Origin of the sequence: Paenibacillus sp. 23TSA30-6, from assembly GCF_014858585.1 — a bacterium.
GTDB lineage: Bacteria > Bacillota > Bacilli > Paenibacillales > Paenibacillaceae > Paenibacillus.
The window spans coordinates 93,690-108,791 of sequence record NZ_SLTL01000004.1 but is presented as its reverse complement, the minus strand read 5'-3'; the positions used below and the strand labels follow the sequence as shown (position 1 = coordinate 108,791).

Annotated in this window: 18 protein-coding genes; 17 read left to right on the top strand and 1 reads right to left on the bottom strand. The window is 47.1% G+C overall.

Going from position 1 to position 15,102, the window contains the following annotated elements; genetic code table 11:
* Positions 1–24 precede the first annotated feature (24 nt).
* The 11 genes from hisC to E0698_RS04985 all read left to right on the top strand — a co-directional run bounded on the left by hisC (position 25) and on the right by E0698_RS04985 (position 9,675).
* Entirely contained in the window at positions 25–1,128 is a 1,104-nt protein-coding gene (hisC, locus tag E0698_RS05035; RefSeq protein WP_149093608.1) for a histidinol-phosphate transaminase, read from the top strand.
* A 26-nt stretch (positions 1,129–1,154) separates the two neighbouring features.
* Positions 1,155–2,243: a prephenate dehydrogenase gene (locus E0698_RS05030; protein ID WP_149093609.1), complete on the top strand. Its 1,089-nt coding sequence runs from the start codon at positions 1,155–1,157 to the stop codon at positions 2,241–2,243.
* A gap of 797 nt (positions 2,244–3,040) precedes the next feature.
* The gene (locus tag E0698_RS05025; RefSeq protein ID WP_014282079.1) at positions 3,041–3,637 is read left to right on the top strand and encodes an RNA polymerase sigma factor; all 597 of its coding nucleotides are present in this window, start codon (positions 3,041–3,043) and stop codon (positions 3,635–3,637) included.
* A complete protein-coding gene (locus E0698_RS05020) occupies positions 3,634–4,260 on the top strand; it encodes an anti-sigma factor (RefSeq protein WP_192510822.1) in 627 nt (208 codons plus the stop codon). Before E0698_RS05025 ends, E0698_RS05020 begins: the two co-directional genes overlap by 4 nt.
* Positions 4,261–4,330: 70 nt before the next feature.
* Positions 4,331–4,933 (top strand): histidine phosphatase family protein, encoded by a 603-nt coding sequence (locus E0698_RS05015; protein ID WP_149093611.1) that lies wholly within the window; start codon positions 4,331–4,333, stop codon positions 4,931–4,933.
* A 165-nt stretch (positions 4,934–5,098) separates the two neighbouring features.
* On the top strand, positions 5,099–6,208 hold the full coding sequence (locus E0698_RS05010; RefSeq protein ID WP_149093612.1) for a hypothetical protein: 1,110 nt from the start codon (positions 5,099–5,101) through the stop codon (positions 6,206–6,208).
* A gap of 51 nt (positions 6,209–6,259) precedes the next feature.
* Entirely contained in the window at positions 6,260–6,766 is a 507-nt protein-coding gene (locus E0698_RS05005) for a gamma carbonic anhydrase family protein (RefSeq protein WP_149093613.1), read from the top strand.
* 22 nt (positions 6,767–6,788) lie between these two features.
* On the top strand, positions 6,789–6,968 hold the full coding sequence (locus tag E0698_RS05000; protein WP_025682222.1) for an IDEAL domain-containing protein: 180 nt from the start codon (positions 6,789–6,791) through the stop codon (positions 6,966–6,968).
* A 171-nt stretch (positions 6,969–7,139) separates the two neighbouring features.
* Positions 7,140–7,799, top strand: a complete 660-nt coding sequence (locus E0698_RS04995; RefSeq protein WP_192510821.1) for a DUF1405 domain-containing protein — start codon at positions 7,140–7,142, stop codon at positions 7,797–7,799.
* A gap of 49 nt (positions 7,800–7,848) precedes the next feature.
* A complete protein-coding gene (locus E0698_RS04990; RefSeq protein WP_192510820.1) occupies positions 7,849–8,745 on the top strand; it encodes a GNAT family N-acetyltransferase in 897 nt (298 codons plus the stop codon).
* 84 nt (positions 8,746–8,829) lie between these two features.
* A complete protein-coding gene (locus tag E0698_RS04985) occupies positions 8,830–9,675 on the top strand; it encodes a sporulation protein YpjB (protein WP_192510819.1) in 846 nt (281 codons plus the stop codon).
* Positions 9,676–9,752: 77 nt separating this feature from the next.
* Here the strand turns inward: E0698_RS04985 and E0698_RS04980 are convergent, their stop codons facing one another.
* Positions 9,753–10,622: a YitT family protein gene (locus tag E0698_RS04980; protein ID WP_134913902.1), complete on the bottom strand. Its 870-nt coding sequence runs from the start codon at positions 10,620–10,622 to the stop codon at positions 9,753–9,755.
* 214 nt (positions 10,623–10,836) lie between these two features.
* Between E0698_RS04980 and E0698_RS04975 the strand changes: the two genes are divergently transcribed.
* From E0698_RS04975 to bshA, 6 genes are all read left to right on the top strand, one after another.
* Positions 10,837–11,166, top strand: a complete 330-nt coding sequence (locus E0698_RS04975) for a nucleotide pyrophosphohydrolase (protein WP_149093617.1) — start codon at positions 10,837–10,839, stop codon at positions 11,164–11,166.
* Between the two features lie 50 nt (positions 11,167–11,216).
* Positions 11,217–11,735 (top strand): tetratricopeptide repeat protein, encoded by a 519-nt coding sequence (locus tag E0698_RS04970; RefSeq protein WP_134913906.1) that lies wholly within the window; start codon positions 11,217–11,219, stop codon positions 11,733–11,735.
* Positions 11,736–11,765: 30 nt separating this feature from the next.
* A complete protein-coding gene (gene dapB / locus E0698_RS04965; protein ID WP_149093618.1) occupies positions 11,766–12,569 on the top strand; it encodes a 4-hydroxy-tetrahydrodipicolinate reductase in 804 nt (267 codons plus the stop codon).
* Between the two features lie 58 nt (positions 12,570–12,627).
* Entirely contained in the window at positions 12,628–13,065 is a 438-nt protein-coding gene (gene mgsA / locus E0698_RS04960; protein WP_134913910.1) for a methylglyoxal synthase, read from the top strand.
* Complete coding sequence (bshB1, locus tag E0698_RS04955; protein WP_192510818.1) at positions 13,062–13,754, top strand: bacillithiol biosynthesis deacetylase BshB1; 693 nt, start codon at positions 13,062–13,064, stop codon at positions 13,752–13,754. The genes mgsA and bshB1 overlap by 4 nt, the downstream gene beginning before the upstream one ends.
* Before the next feature lie 130 nt (positions 13,755–13,884).
* The gene (gene bshA / locus E0698_RS04950) at positions 13,885–15,048 is read left to right on the top strand and encodes an N-acetyl-alpha-D-glucosaminyl L-malate synthase BshA (protein ID WP_192510817.1); all 1,164 of its coding nucleotides are present in this window, start codon (positions 13,885–13,887) and stop codon (positions 15,046–15,048) included.
* Positions 15,049–15,102 lie beyond the last annotated feature (54 nt).

Sequence of the window (15,102 nt, the reverse complement as noted above, 5' to 3'; positions counted from 1 at the left end):
GAATGGATTAGAGGAGGTAGGGGCATGCGACCTAAACCGCATATTGTACATTTGCCGGTATATCAGCCTGGTAAACCAATTGAAGATGTGAAGCGCGAGCTGGGACTTGATGAAGTGATTAAGCTCGCCTCGAATGAAAATCCGTACGGCAGTTCTCCCAAAGTATTGCAAGCCATTCAGGAGGAATTTGCGAACATTAGTGTATATCCTGACGGCAGCGCGGTAGCTTTAACACAGGCGCTGGCTAAACATACGGGCTTGAAAGAGGATCAGTTTATTTATGGCTGTGGCTCTGACGAGATTATTGCGTTGATTACGCGTGCTTTTCTTCTTCCCGGGGAAGAAAGCATCATGGCGGATCAGACCTTCTCTGTGTACAAGAGCAATGTGGAGATTGAGGGAGCGGTTGCAGTTGAGGTGCCTTTGCGTGACGGGGTACATGATCTGGAAGCCATGTTGTCTCAGATTAACGACCGTACGAAAATGATCTGGATCTGTAATCCGAACAACCCGACAGGCACGATTGTACCTGAAGCAGAGCTGATCGCATTTTTGGATCGAGTGCCAAAGCATGTTTTGGTCGTGCTGGATGAGGCGTATTTCGAGTTTGTGACAGACAGCACGTATCCAGACGGTATTCGTTTGTTACCGGCCTATGAAAATCTGCTTGTATTACGCACCTTCTCCAAAATATATGGCCTAGCATCGCTTCGCATCGGATACGGAATGGGGACTGCGGCAACGATCCGTATGATTAATCAGGTTCGTGAGCCGTTCAATACTTCACGGGTAGCACAGGCTGCAGCGATTGCGGCGTTGGAAGATCAGGATTTTGTGCAGGAATGCCGTGACCGCAACGCGGAGGGCAGAGCCTATTTGCAAAATGAGTTGAAGCGCCTTGGACTGGAATCTTTTCCGGCACATGGAAACTTTATTATGCTGAATGTACGTCGCCCGTCGGGTGAGGTATTTCAGGAGTTGCTTCAAAAAGGCGTAATTATTCGCGCTGGTCATTACAAATATCCGACATACATTAGGGTGTCGGTTGGATCACAGCCGCAAAATGAGTGGTTTATCCGTGCGCTGGAACAGGTCCTGGGGGCGGAAGCGGCGAAAGCGCGTCTATAATTTCCGCAGATGGGATTTGATAATTGATGAAGATTGCCATTTTCGGCGTGGGACTGATTGGTGGGTCCCTTGCGCTATGTTTTAAAGGGAAGCCGGGCATTACCGTTGTCGGTCATGCTCATCTTCCCGAACTGATGGAGCCGATGTTGAGCCGTGGTGTCGTGGACACCGTGACTCTTTCGGTTGAAGAGGCGGCAGAGGATGCCGATTTTATTTTTTTATGCGTACCTGTCGGCTTACTGGAGCATTACTTGGAGTTGTTAAGCAGGCTACCGCTTAAAGAGGGTTGCATTATTACCGATGTAGGCAGCACAAAATCGTCGATTGCCAAAAAAGCGTCGGAAATCTCTTTACGTAATGCTTATTTTATCGGTGGCCATCCGATGGCCGGCTCGGAGCGTTCCGGTGTGAAGGCTGCTTCCGCATTGCTGTTTGAGAATGCCTACTATGTACTTTCCCCGGCAGAGGGTGTGCCTGAGGAAGCATACAGTTCGCTGGAGCGTCTGTTGAAATACACAGGAGCCCAGGTTGTCCGTGTCCAGCCTGATATGCACGATGACATTGTCGGGGCGATCAGCCATCTTCCGCATATTATTGCAGCAGCGCTGGTGAATCAGGTGCGCAAGCACAATGACGAAAATCCGTTGTACCGTACGCTGGCTGCCGGCGGCTTCCGCGATATTACGCGAATTGCTTCCAGTGATCCGATTGTATGGCGGGACATTTTGCTGAGCAATCGTGATGTTTTGCTAGGTCTGCTGGAAGAGTGGAACGGGCAGATTGAGCGTTTTACCCATTTACTGAGAATACAAGACGGAGAGGGAATTGCTGACGAGTTTTTGACGGCGGGGCATTTCCGCAGTGAGCTGCCAGAACGCCGCAAAGGTGTCATCGTCTCAACGTTTGATCTGTATATTGATGTACCGGATACCCCGGGGATTATCGGTCGAATTGCAACAGAGCTGGGGGACAACAGCATTAACCTGAGCAATATGCAAATCATCGAAAGCCGAGAGGATGTTCCCGGTATTATGCGGCTTTCCTTCCGCCAAGAACGGGACTGGGAGCGCGCCAAGGCACTGCTGGATTCAATGAGTTATAAAGTGGTGGTATAGAAAGGAAAGTGTGATTGTTGGTTAAGGAGGATGAGGCGCTTCGCGTTCCATTTGATCTTACGATTGCTACGCTTCTTCAGATCCAAATGGACCGCTGCGCTACTGACCGCCTTAAAAGCAATACACTTTCTGGGAGTTAAGTAGTAGAAAAGATTTAAAACGAGCGTGAGATTCTCTTCGCCCGTTTTTTTGTTATTTTATGGACTGAGATTAAGTTATAGTGATATAGATAGGATTAAACGAAGGGTGTTTCTTGAAAACAAAAAAAGACCACCCGGGTAAAGCCCCGGGTGGTAGCTGCTCTTATGGAGTAGCTGAGTAGGATAGGAGTGGAGAGAAACCATACTGTACTTTTATTATATGTATACGTTTTCATTTTGTCAATGATTTTTTAAAGCGTTTTCTTTTGGATAATTATTCTTACCAGCGTTTTCAAAAGGAATAGATTCAAGGTTATGTCACTTTATCTTGAAAAAACTTAAAATAGGTCGGAAATGCCGTATACCGGAAACAGTTGCTAGCGTTACGTAGCCTGTGATGGAAATCATGGGGATTTTGGACTTTTTTACTGACGACTATTTTGTGGTACAATGGGTAAGTCCATTTTGGATGTTGAGAAATGTTGGGGATAGCACCGTTATTGTTGGCACTACATAGGGTAAGAAAAAAATAAATGTTCCATGATGCTGTTTCATCCATTTGTGCGGAGTGCGCAACTTTTTTTGGCCTGTTCGGTATATATAGACAGAATCGAATGGGAGAACAGCACATGTATGGGCGAGGAGGGTCTCACTCGGATGATGACAGATTCCCAGATGATTCAGGAAATCAAACAAGGTAATGTTGAGGTTTATTCAGAATTAATGAGGCGGCACCAACGTAAAATTTTAGCTTTTGTTTATCATATGCTGAAAAGTTCGAACCTGGAAATGATCGCTGAGGACTTATGCTCGGAGACGTTTTATAAAGCGTACCGGAGCCTGCACTCTTTTCGCGAGGTAGATGCATCGTTCTCCACATGGTTATATACGATTGCACGTAATACGGTGCTGAGCGAGCTTCGCAAGCATCGTAGCGGTCAGGTTCCATTGGAGGAGAGCGGTTATGTGCCGGTTGCTCCATTGGATGTGATTCCAGAGCAGGCCGTCCTTCGCGGCGAGAAGGTAGAGATGGTTCGTGAAGCGATCAACAGATTGCCAGAGAAGCAGCGGTCTGCGCTGATTTTGCGCGAATACGAGCAATTGGATTATCAGGAGATTGCTACGATTTTGGGGCAGACGGTCAGTGCGGTGAAATCGTTGCTTTTCCGGGCCAGAACCAGTGTGAAGACGCAGTTGGAGCCTTATTTTTTTGAGCCTCTCTATGAGGAAAACGAAGGGATGAGCAGCCAATGAAATCCAGGGACGCTGAGGATTTGTTCGCTACAGGCAAGAATGTATCGAAACAAGACTCGGAGCGCAGACGGGCCAAAAGCTCGTCTGCCGGATGGGAGCATGGTTCGGAAGAAAATGAGTGGAATTTGTCAAAAGAAAGTCGATCCGCTATTCGTGATATTTCCTTTGAGATAACAGATGAGCAGGCGGAATCTATGAATCGCAGGGTCATGGATCGAATTTATGAAGAGTCACCGTGGCTTGTTCCCGGCGAGCATCGGCGTGCGCGTGTGAACCCGGCAGCCCGTAAGTATATGTCCGTATGGATCGCCGGCTTTTTGGCGGTATTTTTGTGTAGCTTTTTGTTTTTGAACTGGAATGGAAGCTCCTCTCAAGAAAATCCTCCTCAAGCGGCACCTGTCATGGATACGGGTATTTTACCGACAGGCTTGCTGGAAACTACAAGTACATCTTCACAATATCAATACCACATTAAAAATGTGAATAGTGGCATTATGGACCCGCTGGTTGCAAGCATTGTTCCTACTTACCCGCAATATTGGATGTTGTTGTCTGTGTTGGCACTTGCGCTTGCCTTATTTTCTTTGGGCTGGATTCATCGTGCGAAACGGGTTAGAAATTAGCAGCACGGCTGGGCTCCAATACGGATTCATAACAATGCCTGAATAACTAAATAGCGGAGGAAACAACACGATGCTTATTGGCTTGATCAGACATGGATTAACGGATTGGAATGCGGTAGGTAAAATCCAGGGCCACAGTGATATTCCGTTGAATGAGGAAGGGCGCCGGCAGGCACGCTTGCTGGCAGAACGATTAAAGGATGAGCCCTATCATTGGGATGGACTTATTACAAGCAGCCTTTCGAGAGCCAAGGAGACGGGAGAGATTATTGCATCTGCTCTTCATCTTCCTTTGCTGGAGCCGGACGATCGGCTGAGAGAACGTGCTTATGGTCAGGTCGAGGGCATGACGCAGGTCGAGCGTGAGAAGAAGTGGGGGAGCGACTGGCATCTGCTGGATCTGGGACAGGAGAGCGATGAAGCTCTTCAACTTCGAGGTTTGGCTTTTATGGAGGCCATTTGGTCGGAAAATCGGGACAAGAACCTGCTGGTCGTTTCTCATGGCGGTTTTTTGGCTAATTTGTATAAGGCTTTGTATCAGGAAAAGTTTACGGAACGAATTGGTAATCTGTCACTGAGTGTTCTCCAGCGTGAGGATACGGATTGGACGCCGCTGTTGTATAATTGCACCAGACATTTACAGGAAAAAAGCGATTGTAACTTAAAAGGTTGACGAAAGACCACGAATTTCTACTCAGCGTAGAAGCCGTGGTCTTTTTATTTTTTAATTATAGCTTTGAAAAAAAGAGGTTTAGAGTCTGAACATTCCGTCAAAGCTGTGGGTACAACAGGTAAGAATCAATTCCGGATGACAGTCCAGTGACGAGGCGATGGAACGATGAATCTGGCGGATATGCTGACATTTGCGGATATTGTGCATTTGAACAGAATCGCGGTGTATTACGAATGTGACTGTAAGCCCAATTCCAAACATGAGCTGATCCAGGGCATTTTGACAAAGCTCGGCAGCAGCAGTTTTTTTGAGATGCAAGTCAGGGAGCTAAAGCTGTCAGAGGTAAGGTTTTTGAACACACTGCTATTCGATGACCGACCTTATTTCAGTATGGAGGAATTGATTGCGGTTGCCAAACAATCTGCCGAGGAGGATGGGGATTCCGGTGAGCGACCGCGGGACATCGTGGCCCGTTTACGCAACAGTGGCTGGTTATTCAACGGTTCGACGCATAATACGAGGTATTTGTATCAAATTCCGTTGGACATGAAGGAGCGTTTCCGTCGTGTCATGGTACAAGACTTGCAAAACGGAATGATCCGGGTAAGTGAGCCAACGTCTTACCGGGATGAAGGACATCTTTTGGCGGAGGATTTACGACTTTTCCTTCAGTATATGGAGCAGCATGAAGTTCCGCTTAACCCCGAGGGGGCTTGGTATCGTCGCAATCAGCAGCAACTAATGGAGCATTTGCACATTGCGGAGCCACTTCTGGGTAAAGGAGGCTGGCGTTTCGGATATGGTTCCTCCTTTAAGTTTTATCCCGACCGAATGGCACTGCTGTATGATTATGCACGTCACTCCAGGTTTATTGAGGAAAAGGGGGATCGAGTTGTGCTGACGGCAAAGGGGGAGGCACACAGGGAGTACGCGATCGAGGATGAGATGATACAGCTATTCAGGTTTTGGTTAAGATTGTATAAGGGAGCCGTTCCCAATCTACTTTCTCTGGTCTACTGGATAGGAGAATGTGCCAGGCCCTGGACGTCCTCGGAGTCACTTTTTGTACATATCGGCCCGCTGATCAGACCGTTCTACTATGATACGCCCCGTTCGGTTTTTGATCAGAGAATTATACGAATGATGCTGCACTTGGGTATGCTTCGTCTGGGTGAGCATTCGACGGGGCCATCTGTACAGATGACCGCCTGGGGGCTGAATCTGGCAGGAGAGTACCGCATTGGGAGGAACGACCCGGGTATGCGGCTCCATTGACAAGCAGCATACATGTTGATAGAATTCACCCAAAATGAGAGGGTGAAGTTGATGCTGATTCACTATAACGGGAACATGCCACAGCTCCATTCATCTGTCTATGTGGCAGAAGGAGCAAAAGTTGTCGGAAAGGTAACGGTCGGCCAAGATTCCTCAGTTTGGTTCAATGCCGTACTGCGCGGGGATATGGCGCCTGTCATCATCGGTGAACGCTGCAATATCCAGGACGGAGTCGTGGGACATGTGAACACGGACCAGCCCCTGGTGCTGGCGGATGATATTTCGGTGGGACATGCTGCGATTATCCATGGCTGCATGGTAGGCAAAGGCACTTTAATCGGTATGGGGGCCATTGTACTCAACGGAGCTGAGCTTGGTGAATATGCTTTAATAGGAGCAGGGTCGGTCGTTACGGAAAATACCAAAATACCACCCTATACTCTTTCTCTCGGTACACCTGCCAAAGTGGTGCGAGAATTGACAGATGCAGATTTGCAGCGGATGTCACGGACGGCACTCAGCTATGTGGCGAAAGGAAAAGAATATAGGATCTCTTAAACTCATGTTGGAGGTGCATCCTATGGATAAAATGAAGGTTACTTATGAAGTAATGTTGGGCCTGTCTGCTGAAATGGTTTTGGACGAGGCATTACGTAAACACCGGAGTGAAAAGCTCTACAAGGATATTGATGAGGCGCTGGCCTCCGGAGATGAAGTAGCTTTTCGTCATCTTACGGATGAACTGAAGGCGATCAATTGAGCCGTTTCAGGAGATCTGGCCTTGGGTAACAGACTAGTTGGCAATACAAGACCCTAATCATCAAGCCTGACCGTAGCAGCGGCCAGGTTTTTTTGATACGCTTTTATATGATATAGTCTTTGTAGATGGAGCCTGTACGGGGCATCTATCGTATGAACGGAGGATGAGGACGTGTCGTTGTCTTATTTGTGGAGCCGGTCGTTCTTGACGAGCCGGCCTTTTTTGTGGCTGTTGTTCTGGTGTAACCTGGTTGGAACCGTGTATGGGTACATATGGTATGGAGGGCAATTGGAATACACGCTAAACTACCACCCGATATGGCAGATTGTATTTGTACCTGATAGTCCGACGGCCAGCCTGTTTTTTACGATTTCTGTATTATTCCTGCTTTACCCTCCGCGCCTGAAGGGCTTAAAGGTCATTCGCCAACTGATGGAGGCGTTAGCTGTGGTTACGAGTGTAAAATACGGCATCTGGGCCTCAGCTATTATTTTTTGGGGTGTCGCGCAGGGAGGGCATATGATATGGCAGGATTGGATGCTGGTAGCATCTCATACGGCAATGGCAGTCGAAGCCTTGCTGTTCGTTCGTTTTTTTACCTGCAAATGGGCGGCTCTGTGCGTAGCAGCTTTGTGGACACTGTTAAATGATACGGTCGATTATACATTTGGCATATATCCGTATCTTCCGAGGTCGCTAACGGATGATGTACCACAAGTGCGTACTTTTACCTATATGCTGACCCTTTTCAGTATCGCAGCTTCATGGCTTGCCATGTACGTGCGTGATCGAATGACTTCCTCACTTAATAAGGCCAAATCATTGGAATAGGTCCAATATTAATTTTATGATTTAATTTTTACGAATTGGAGAATTATTGATGGATATCGTTATAAATAAAAAAGAATATAGATTTGAAAAGGGAATTCGTGATGATTTTAAAATAAGAAAGAGCTTTAACCAATTAGCAAAACAAAGTTTTGATCTGAATTTTGAAGTTTGGCATCAATTAGGATTCTGGGATGAAAAATATATTCCTTATGTACTGTTAGATGGGGATTGCGTGGTGGCTAATGTATCTGTGAGTCTGATGGATTTTAGTTTGTCAGGTGAACAGATGAAATTTATTCAAATCGGAACCGTAATGACAGATCCTAACTATAGGAATCAAGGGCTAAGTCGCTTTTTGATAGAACGTGTGCTACAGGATTGGCATGGGAATTGTGATGCAATGTATCTTTTTGCGAATGATGATGTGAAGGAGTTTTATCCTAAATTTGGTTTTGCTGCTGCACAAGAGTATCAATGTATCCGGAAAGCACCAATTAAAAGCACGGACGTTCCAGTTGAAAAATTGAATATGGAGGCGACGTCAGATTTACAGCTATTGAAAAGAAAATGTTCCTCTTTAAATCCTTATTCATATTTTTCTATGGAAAGCAGTGAATGGTTAATTTTGTTCTATTGCACTTCTTTTTTTAAAGATAAGGTGTTCTATATCCCTCTGTATGACACGATTGTCATTATGGATTTTGAAGAAAATATCATGAATTGTTACGATATTTTTGGAACGGGGGATATTCCTATAGAATTGATTTTATCTGTAGTCATGGAAAAAGAAACGAAGAAAATTGTTTTCGGCTTTACGCCAGATCCAATGGACGGTTGCGAAATTTCTCTTCTGAATCAAGAGGATACCACACTATTTTATAGATCTAACAATGAAAGTATATGTACAGAATATACACTAATGTTTCCTATTTTGTCACGGGCATAACCTGCCCTGGCAGATAGCGGCACGCTAAAGCCAAGTTCTAGTCCATGTAACCTTGCCATACAGTAAGGTGAGGAGGGATGTCCCATGGTTTGGAGTCAGGCGTTGCGTGGTGTGCTGCGTGTTGTTTCGGGAGTTGTGTTATCTATGGTTTTGTTGCTTTCCCTATGTTTCCCTCCGGGCATTGCGGAAGCGCGGGATCAGCCCAAGTCCACCAGTAATGCAAAGGAAATAGAGGAACTGGATCGTACGGCTGCGATGTTGTACCGGGATGTAATGGATGGAAATATTGAAAAAGCCCGCGCCGATGTAGCGGAGGTCAGCCGATGGTTCAGCACGGGTCAGGTACAGGCTGCGCTGTCTGTGGAGGCCATTCATGCTTTGTCCGGCAGTATCCTTGAGGTACAGCAAGCTACACAATCCGTGCAAGCATCGCCGGATGAATGGGTGAAGGCCGCTGCCAATTTGCGGCTTGCGGCAGATGCGATAGCGCATCCGCGCCAGCCATTATGGCAGCAGTATTATAAAATTTTAAAAGAAGATGTCAGCGGCTTAAATAGCCAGTTTGCTAAAGGAAATATGAAGGGTTTCGCCGCCGGAGCAGCAGTGCTGGAGGATCATTACGAGACGATCCGAACGGCGGCGTTGATCAGCGGCAAAACAACCGAGGTTGTTCGAACGGATTCATGGATTTCTTACGTTAAGGGATTGGGGAACCAGCAAAATGCGGATGCTTCAGCGATAAGAGGGGCACTAGAGCAGGGAAACCCGACATTCAATGCCTTGTTTGGACGTGAAAAAGATGCTACCGCACTGGCTCCATTCATCCCGCATGAAAGCGAGCGCCGGGCAGAACTGGCAATCGGCTTGACGATCCTGCTGACCCTGGCTTATGTGGGTTACCGTAAGTATCGATCCGGTTTCTCTAGTTAAGGCTGAAATGCTGCCACCGACTTCGCTGTCATGGATAAAATGAATATATGCCCTGACTACTTGCCCGGATTTCCGGGCTATTCCTCTTTGAAGCCCTCCCCGTGTACATCATGCACATCCTGAATGATGATGAACGCTCGTGGATCAATCGATTTCACAATTTGATGCAAACGTCGTATTTCCTGACGGGATACGACACAGTAAGCAACATGCTTGGTCTGCTTGGAAAATGCACCCATAGCCGGAATAATAGTAACACCGCGATCCATATCCCGTGTAATGATATCCGCAATATCCATCGTATGGTCACTGATAATCATAAAGGCTCTGGCGGAGTAGGCCCCTTCCTGTATAAAATCAATGATCTTCGATGCGATAAACACAGCGACCAGCGTATACAGGATTTTTTCCTTAGGTATGTACAGCAGCGATGCGCCGATGATGACGATATCAATCACCAGCAAAATCCTTCCCATACTCCAGCCAAACTTCCGGTTCAAAATACGAGCGATAATATCCGACCCGCCGGTGGTACCACCAAACCGGAATACGATGCCTAGCCCGGCCCCGAGCGTAACCCCGGCATATAATGAAGAAAGTATAAAATCGTGCTCGGTCTGAAACGTGCCCATCCACCCGAGGTGAATCATTTTTTCAAACAACCACAGAAAAAAAGTGAGCGCCCCGATGCCAACCCCGCTATAAATAATTTGTTTGCCGCCAAGCATCTTCCATCCGATTAAAAATAGAGGAATGTTCAGGAGCAATGTGGAAAGGGATGGGGAAATCGAAAAAGCATAGTTCAGCAGCAGGGTGATACCTGTGATGCCGCCTTCCATCAGCTTGCTGGGTATAATGAAATAAAGCAGGCCGAATGCATAAATAGCAGTGCCGAGCACAATGGGTAAAATGATTTTAAGCTGTTCAATAGACCTAGATGTTTTCATATAATCCCTCACAATGGCAAATTGGGATGAACGATTTGATATTTGATTTTGGAGCAGATCGTAGATCCTTATGTTTAGTATACCTTTTTATGGTAGCTTTAAAAGACAGACCATTACAAGATGTGAGTAATTTCACATTAAAAAAATATTTGTTTTCAAATGTGCTTTACGATAACATATGAATAAACCTGCACATTAGAGGGGATTGTGTTTCATGGAAAAATCGCTTGATGAAATTCAACATGAGGTAGACCAATATATTTCCCAATTTAAAGAAGGATATTTCAGCCCGCTGGCAATGCTGGCCCGGATGTCCGAGGAAGTCGGGGAGCTGGCCAGAGAAGTCAATCATTCCTTTGGCGAGAAACCGAAAAAAACGGATGAGGCCAACAATTCGATTGAGCTGGAGCTGGGAGACATTTTGTTTATCACGGTCTGCTTTGCAAACTCGCTGGGTATTAATTTGACCGATGCCCATGATAAGGTCATGCATAAATTTAACACACGTGACGCGAATCGCTGGACCAAAAAGGACACCGATTAGGCGTTTTGTACATATGCTGTACCAAACCGGTTACCCGGAGGTGCGGTGTCATGAAGGCAGAGGAATACGTTCAGAAAGCTTATCAGTGTATTTTAAAGAACGATTTTGAGCAGGCCGTGGAATGGTTCGAAAAAGCAATTTCCGCTCAGCCTGATCATGCGGAGCATTATTTCCGCTGTTCGGTCACCTATGCCCGCAGCGGGCGGATAGAGCAGGCGCTTGCTTATGCGGGCGATGCGGTTCGTCTGGCCCCGCAGCAGGATGAATATGTGCTGCATTTGCATACGTTGGAGGCCAGACAGCAGACGGAGAAAGCCAGAAAGATGCTGGATGTCGATAAAGCTACGCCACAGGTGCGCAGAGATGCAATCCTGCTGCTGGAACGGGCAATTGCCCTTGATCCGCTATGTGGTGACGCTTTTATGCTGCTTGCATTGGTTTATGCTGAAATGAATGAATATAAGCTGGCTGTGCAGGCTGCTCGTGAGGCGGCCGCTTTGTTTCCTCACAATGAACAGCTTGCCAATCTCATGAAGAAGTTATGCCAGCAAATGAATGAACAGATCTAGCACGAATTGATGCGTAAGGAGTTGTAAGATATGCCAGAGCAAATAAAGGTGGTTGTCGTTGGAGCAGCCGGGCGTATGGGCCGTGAGGTTGTCAAATTGGTTCTCCAGGATGAAGAACTTCGGCTGGTAGCCGCAGTAAACAGAACGAACGCCGGCAGTGATGCCGGCCTTCTCGTCGGACTTCCAGAAGCGGGCGTTGCTATTGTGGAGGATGTGGAGCAGGCTTTGCTGGATAGTCGCCCGGATGTGATGGTCGATTTTACTGGTCCTCGTTTTGCGTACGCACATACAGCGCTTGCGATCAAACATGGCGTTCGTCCAGTTATTGGGACAACAGGATTTACACCGGAACAGATTGACGAACTGGACAAGCAGTGCCGGGAACAGCAAATTGGCGGTCTGATTGCGCCTAACTTTTCAATAGGAGTTATTTTGATGATGCGGTTTGCGGCTCAGGCTGCTAAATACTTCCCTCATCTGGAGATTATCGAATATCATGGCGACCAGAAATTGGACGCGCCATCGGGAACGGCAATTAAGACCGCAGAACTCATCGCTGAGCAGCGACAGGAGTTGCGTCAAGGGAACCCGGAGGAGGAAGAAACGCTCGAAGGATCACGCGGCGGCTACTACCAAGGGTTCCGTATCCACAGTGTCCGTCTTCCCGGTGTATTCGCACAGCAGGAAGTTATTTTCGGAGGATTTGGACAATCCCTCAAAATTCGTCAGGATTCCTACGAACGGGCAGGCTACATGCCCGGCGTCAAAATCGGCATTCAAAAGGTAATGGAGCAACCCGGACTTGTATACGGTTTTGAGCATTACATTGATTAAGAAATAACGCGAATGAAATGACGAACGGAATTATAGAATGAGGCAGGGGGAATTTGGAATGTTCAAGATTGCATTTATAGCGCATGACCGCAAAAAAGATGAAATGGTTAACTTTATAACCGCGTATGAGCATGTTTTTACAGGACATCAATTGTATTCAACAGGTACAACGGGTCTGCGCATTATGGAGCAAACGAAGCTTCAAATTCACCGCTTTATGTCAGGGCCGCTCGGAGGTGACCAGCAGATCGGGGCCATGGTCGCGCAAAATGATATGGATCTGATTATCTTCCTGCGTGATCCGCTAATGGCACAGCCGCATGAGCCGGATATTAGTGCACTGCTGCGTCTGTGTGACGTGCAGGGTATTCCTTTGGCGACCAATGTTGCGACTGCTGAAATATTGGTCAAGGCGCTGGATCGGGGCGATTTTGCTTGGCGTGAGCTGGTACATAAATATAAACCAGGCATTGATCAGCAGGATGATATAAAATGACACTGGACATATTGATTTTTGGAGCTCATGCCGATGATGCTGAGATTGGTATGGGAGGCACGATTGCTAAGCATACAGCCGCTGGTTTAAAGGTGGGCGTATGTGATTTGACGCGTGCTGAAATGTCATCCAATGGCGATGTAGATACCCGTATGGCAGAAGCCGAAGATGCTTCAAAAGTGCTGGGCCTTGCTGCACGGACGAATTTGGGACTGCCTGATCGGGGTTTGTATGTTACACCGGAGAATGTAGCCGCAGTGACCGCGGAAATTCGGCGTCATGCGCCGAAAGTCGTATTTGCTCCCTACTGGGAGGATCGGCACCCGGATCATGTCATGTGCAGCAAGCTGGTGGAGGAAGCGGTGTTTAACGCCAAGCTACGTCGATTTATGCCGGAACAGCCTGCGGTGCTGGTGGAGCAGTTATATTTTTATTTCATTAATGATATCGGCAGAACGGATCTGATTGTGGACATCACGGATCATGTTGAAGCCAAGGAGCAGGCATTACTAAGCTATGCTTCCCAATTTCAGGCTGCACCGGGTAAAGACACGGTATCCACGCCATTAAACCAGGGGTATGTTGAGCGTGTAAAAGCCCGGGATTCGCTGTTGGGTCAGCGCAAGCTGATTTCGTATGCAGAGGGCTTTGCGTCCAAAACGCCTCATCTGGTTAAGCTATTCACATAAGGGATTATAAAAATCCAGACACATAAACAATAAATAGAATCCGTTCGTGTAGCGGTTATAGATGCGCACTGATTGGTGTGGCACCAACATTGAAAAGTCATCATCGGTGGACGGAAGGGGGCAGCTTAACTTGAATGACAAATTGAAAATCGGAATTACCTGCTATCCGTCGTTGGGCGGTTCCGGCGTAGTGGCTACAGAGCTGGGCAAACTGCTTGCCGAAAAAGGGCATGAGGTCCATTTTATTGCCAACAGCATTCCGTTCAGATTAGGCGGGGAATTCCAGAAAAATATTTTTTATCATGAGGTTGAGGTTAACGACTATTACGTGTTCAGATATCCGCCTTATGATCTATCGCTGGCGACCAAAATGGCTCAGGTCGCACAAATGAAAAATTTGGATGTACTCCATGTTCACTATGCTGTACCGCATGCGGTATGTGCTTATTTGGCAAAGGAAATGGTAGGCGACCATCTCAAAGTGGTAACCACGCTTCACGGCACGGACATTACGGTGTTGGCGCAGGATGAATCGTTGAAGGATCTAATCCGGCTAGCGATCAACAAAAGTGACGCGGTAACAGCGGTTTCGAAAGATTTGATTCGGGAGACGATAGATGCGCTGGAGATTACACGCCCTATTGATTTGACCTACAATTTTGTGGATAAACGAGTGTATTATCCGCGGGATGCAGCTGCGCTACGGAGAGATTTTGCCCAGCCTAATGAAAAGATTATGATGCACATTTCAAACTTCCGTCCGGTCAAAAGAGTGGGAGACGTGCTGGATATATTTGAAAGAGTGCAACGAAAAGTACCTGCAAAGCTGCTGCTGGTTGGAGAAGGACCCGACCTTCCAAAAATTCGCTGCAAAATCGAAAGCTTGGGCTTGCAGGATAAGGTTTTCTTTTTGGGCAAGCAGGATCAGATCGCTGAAGTGATTTCTATGGCGGATGTGCTGCTGCTTCCATCGGAAAAGGAAAGCTTTGGACTGGTTGCGCTGGAAGCGATGGCTTGTGGAGTACCAACGATTGGTTCCGAGGCAGGAGGCGTGCCTGAGCTGGTTGTTCACGGGAGTACAGGTTATCTTGCTGAAATCGGCAATACCGAGAAGATGGCGGAGTATGCGGTGCAGCTATTATCGGATGAAGCGATGGCAGAGCGTTTTCGTGAAGCCTGTCTGGTGCGGGCTCGTACCGTATTCTGTGATACGCTGATTACCCGTGAATATGAAGAGATATATTACCGTGTGTTGGGACGCGAGGTGCCGGATCTTAAACCGATCAGCGTTTAAGAAGGCGGACTCGCGTCCGTTTTTTATGATAAGTCATTTGTATAATAAGTCTTT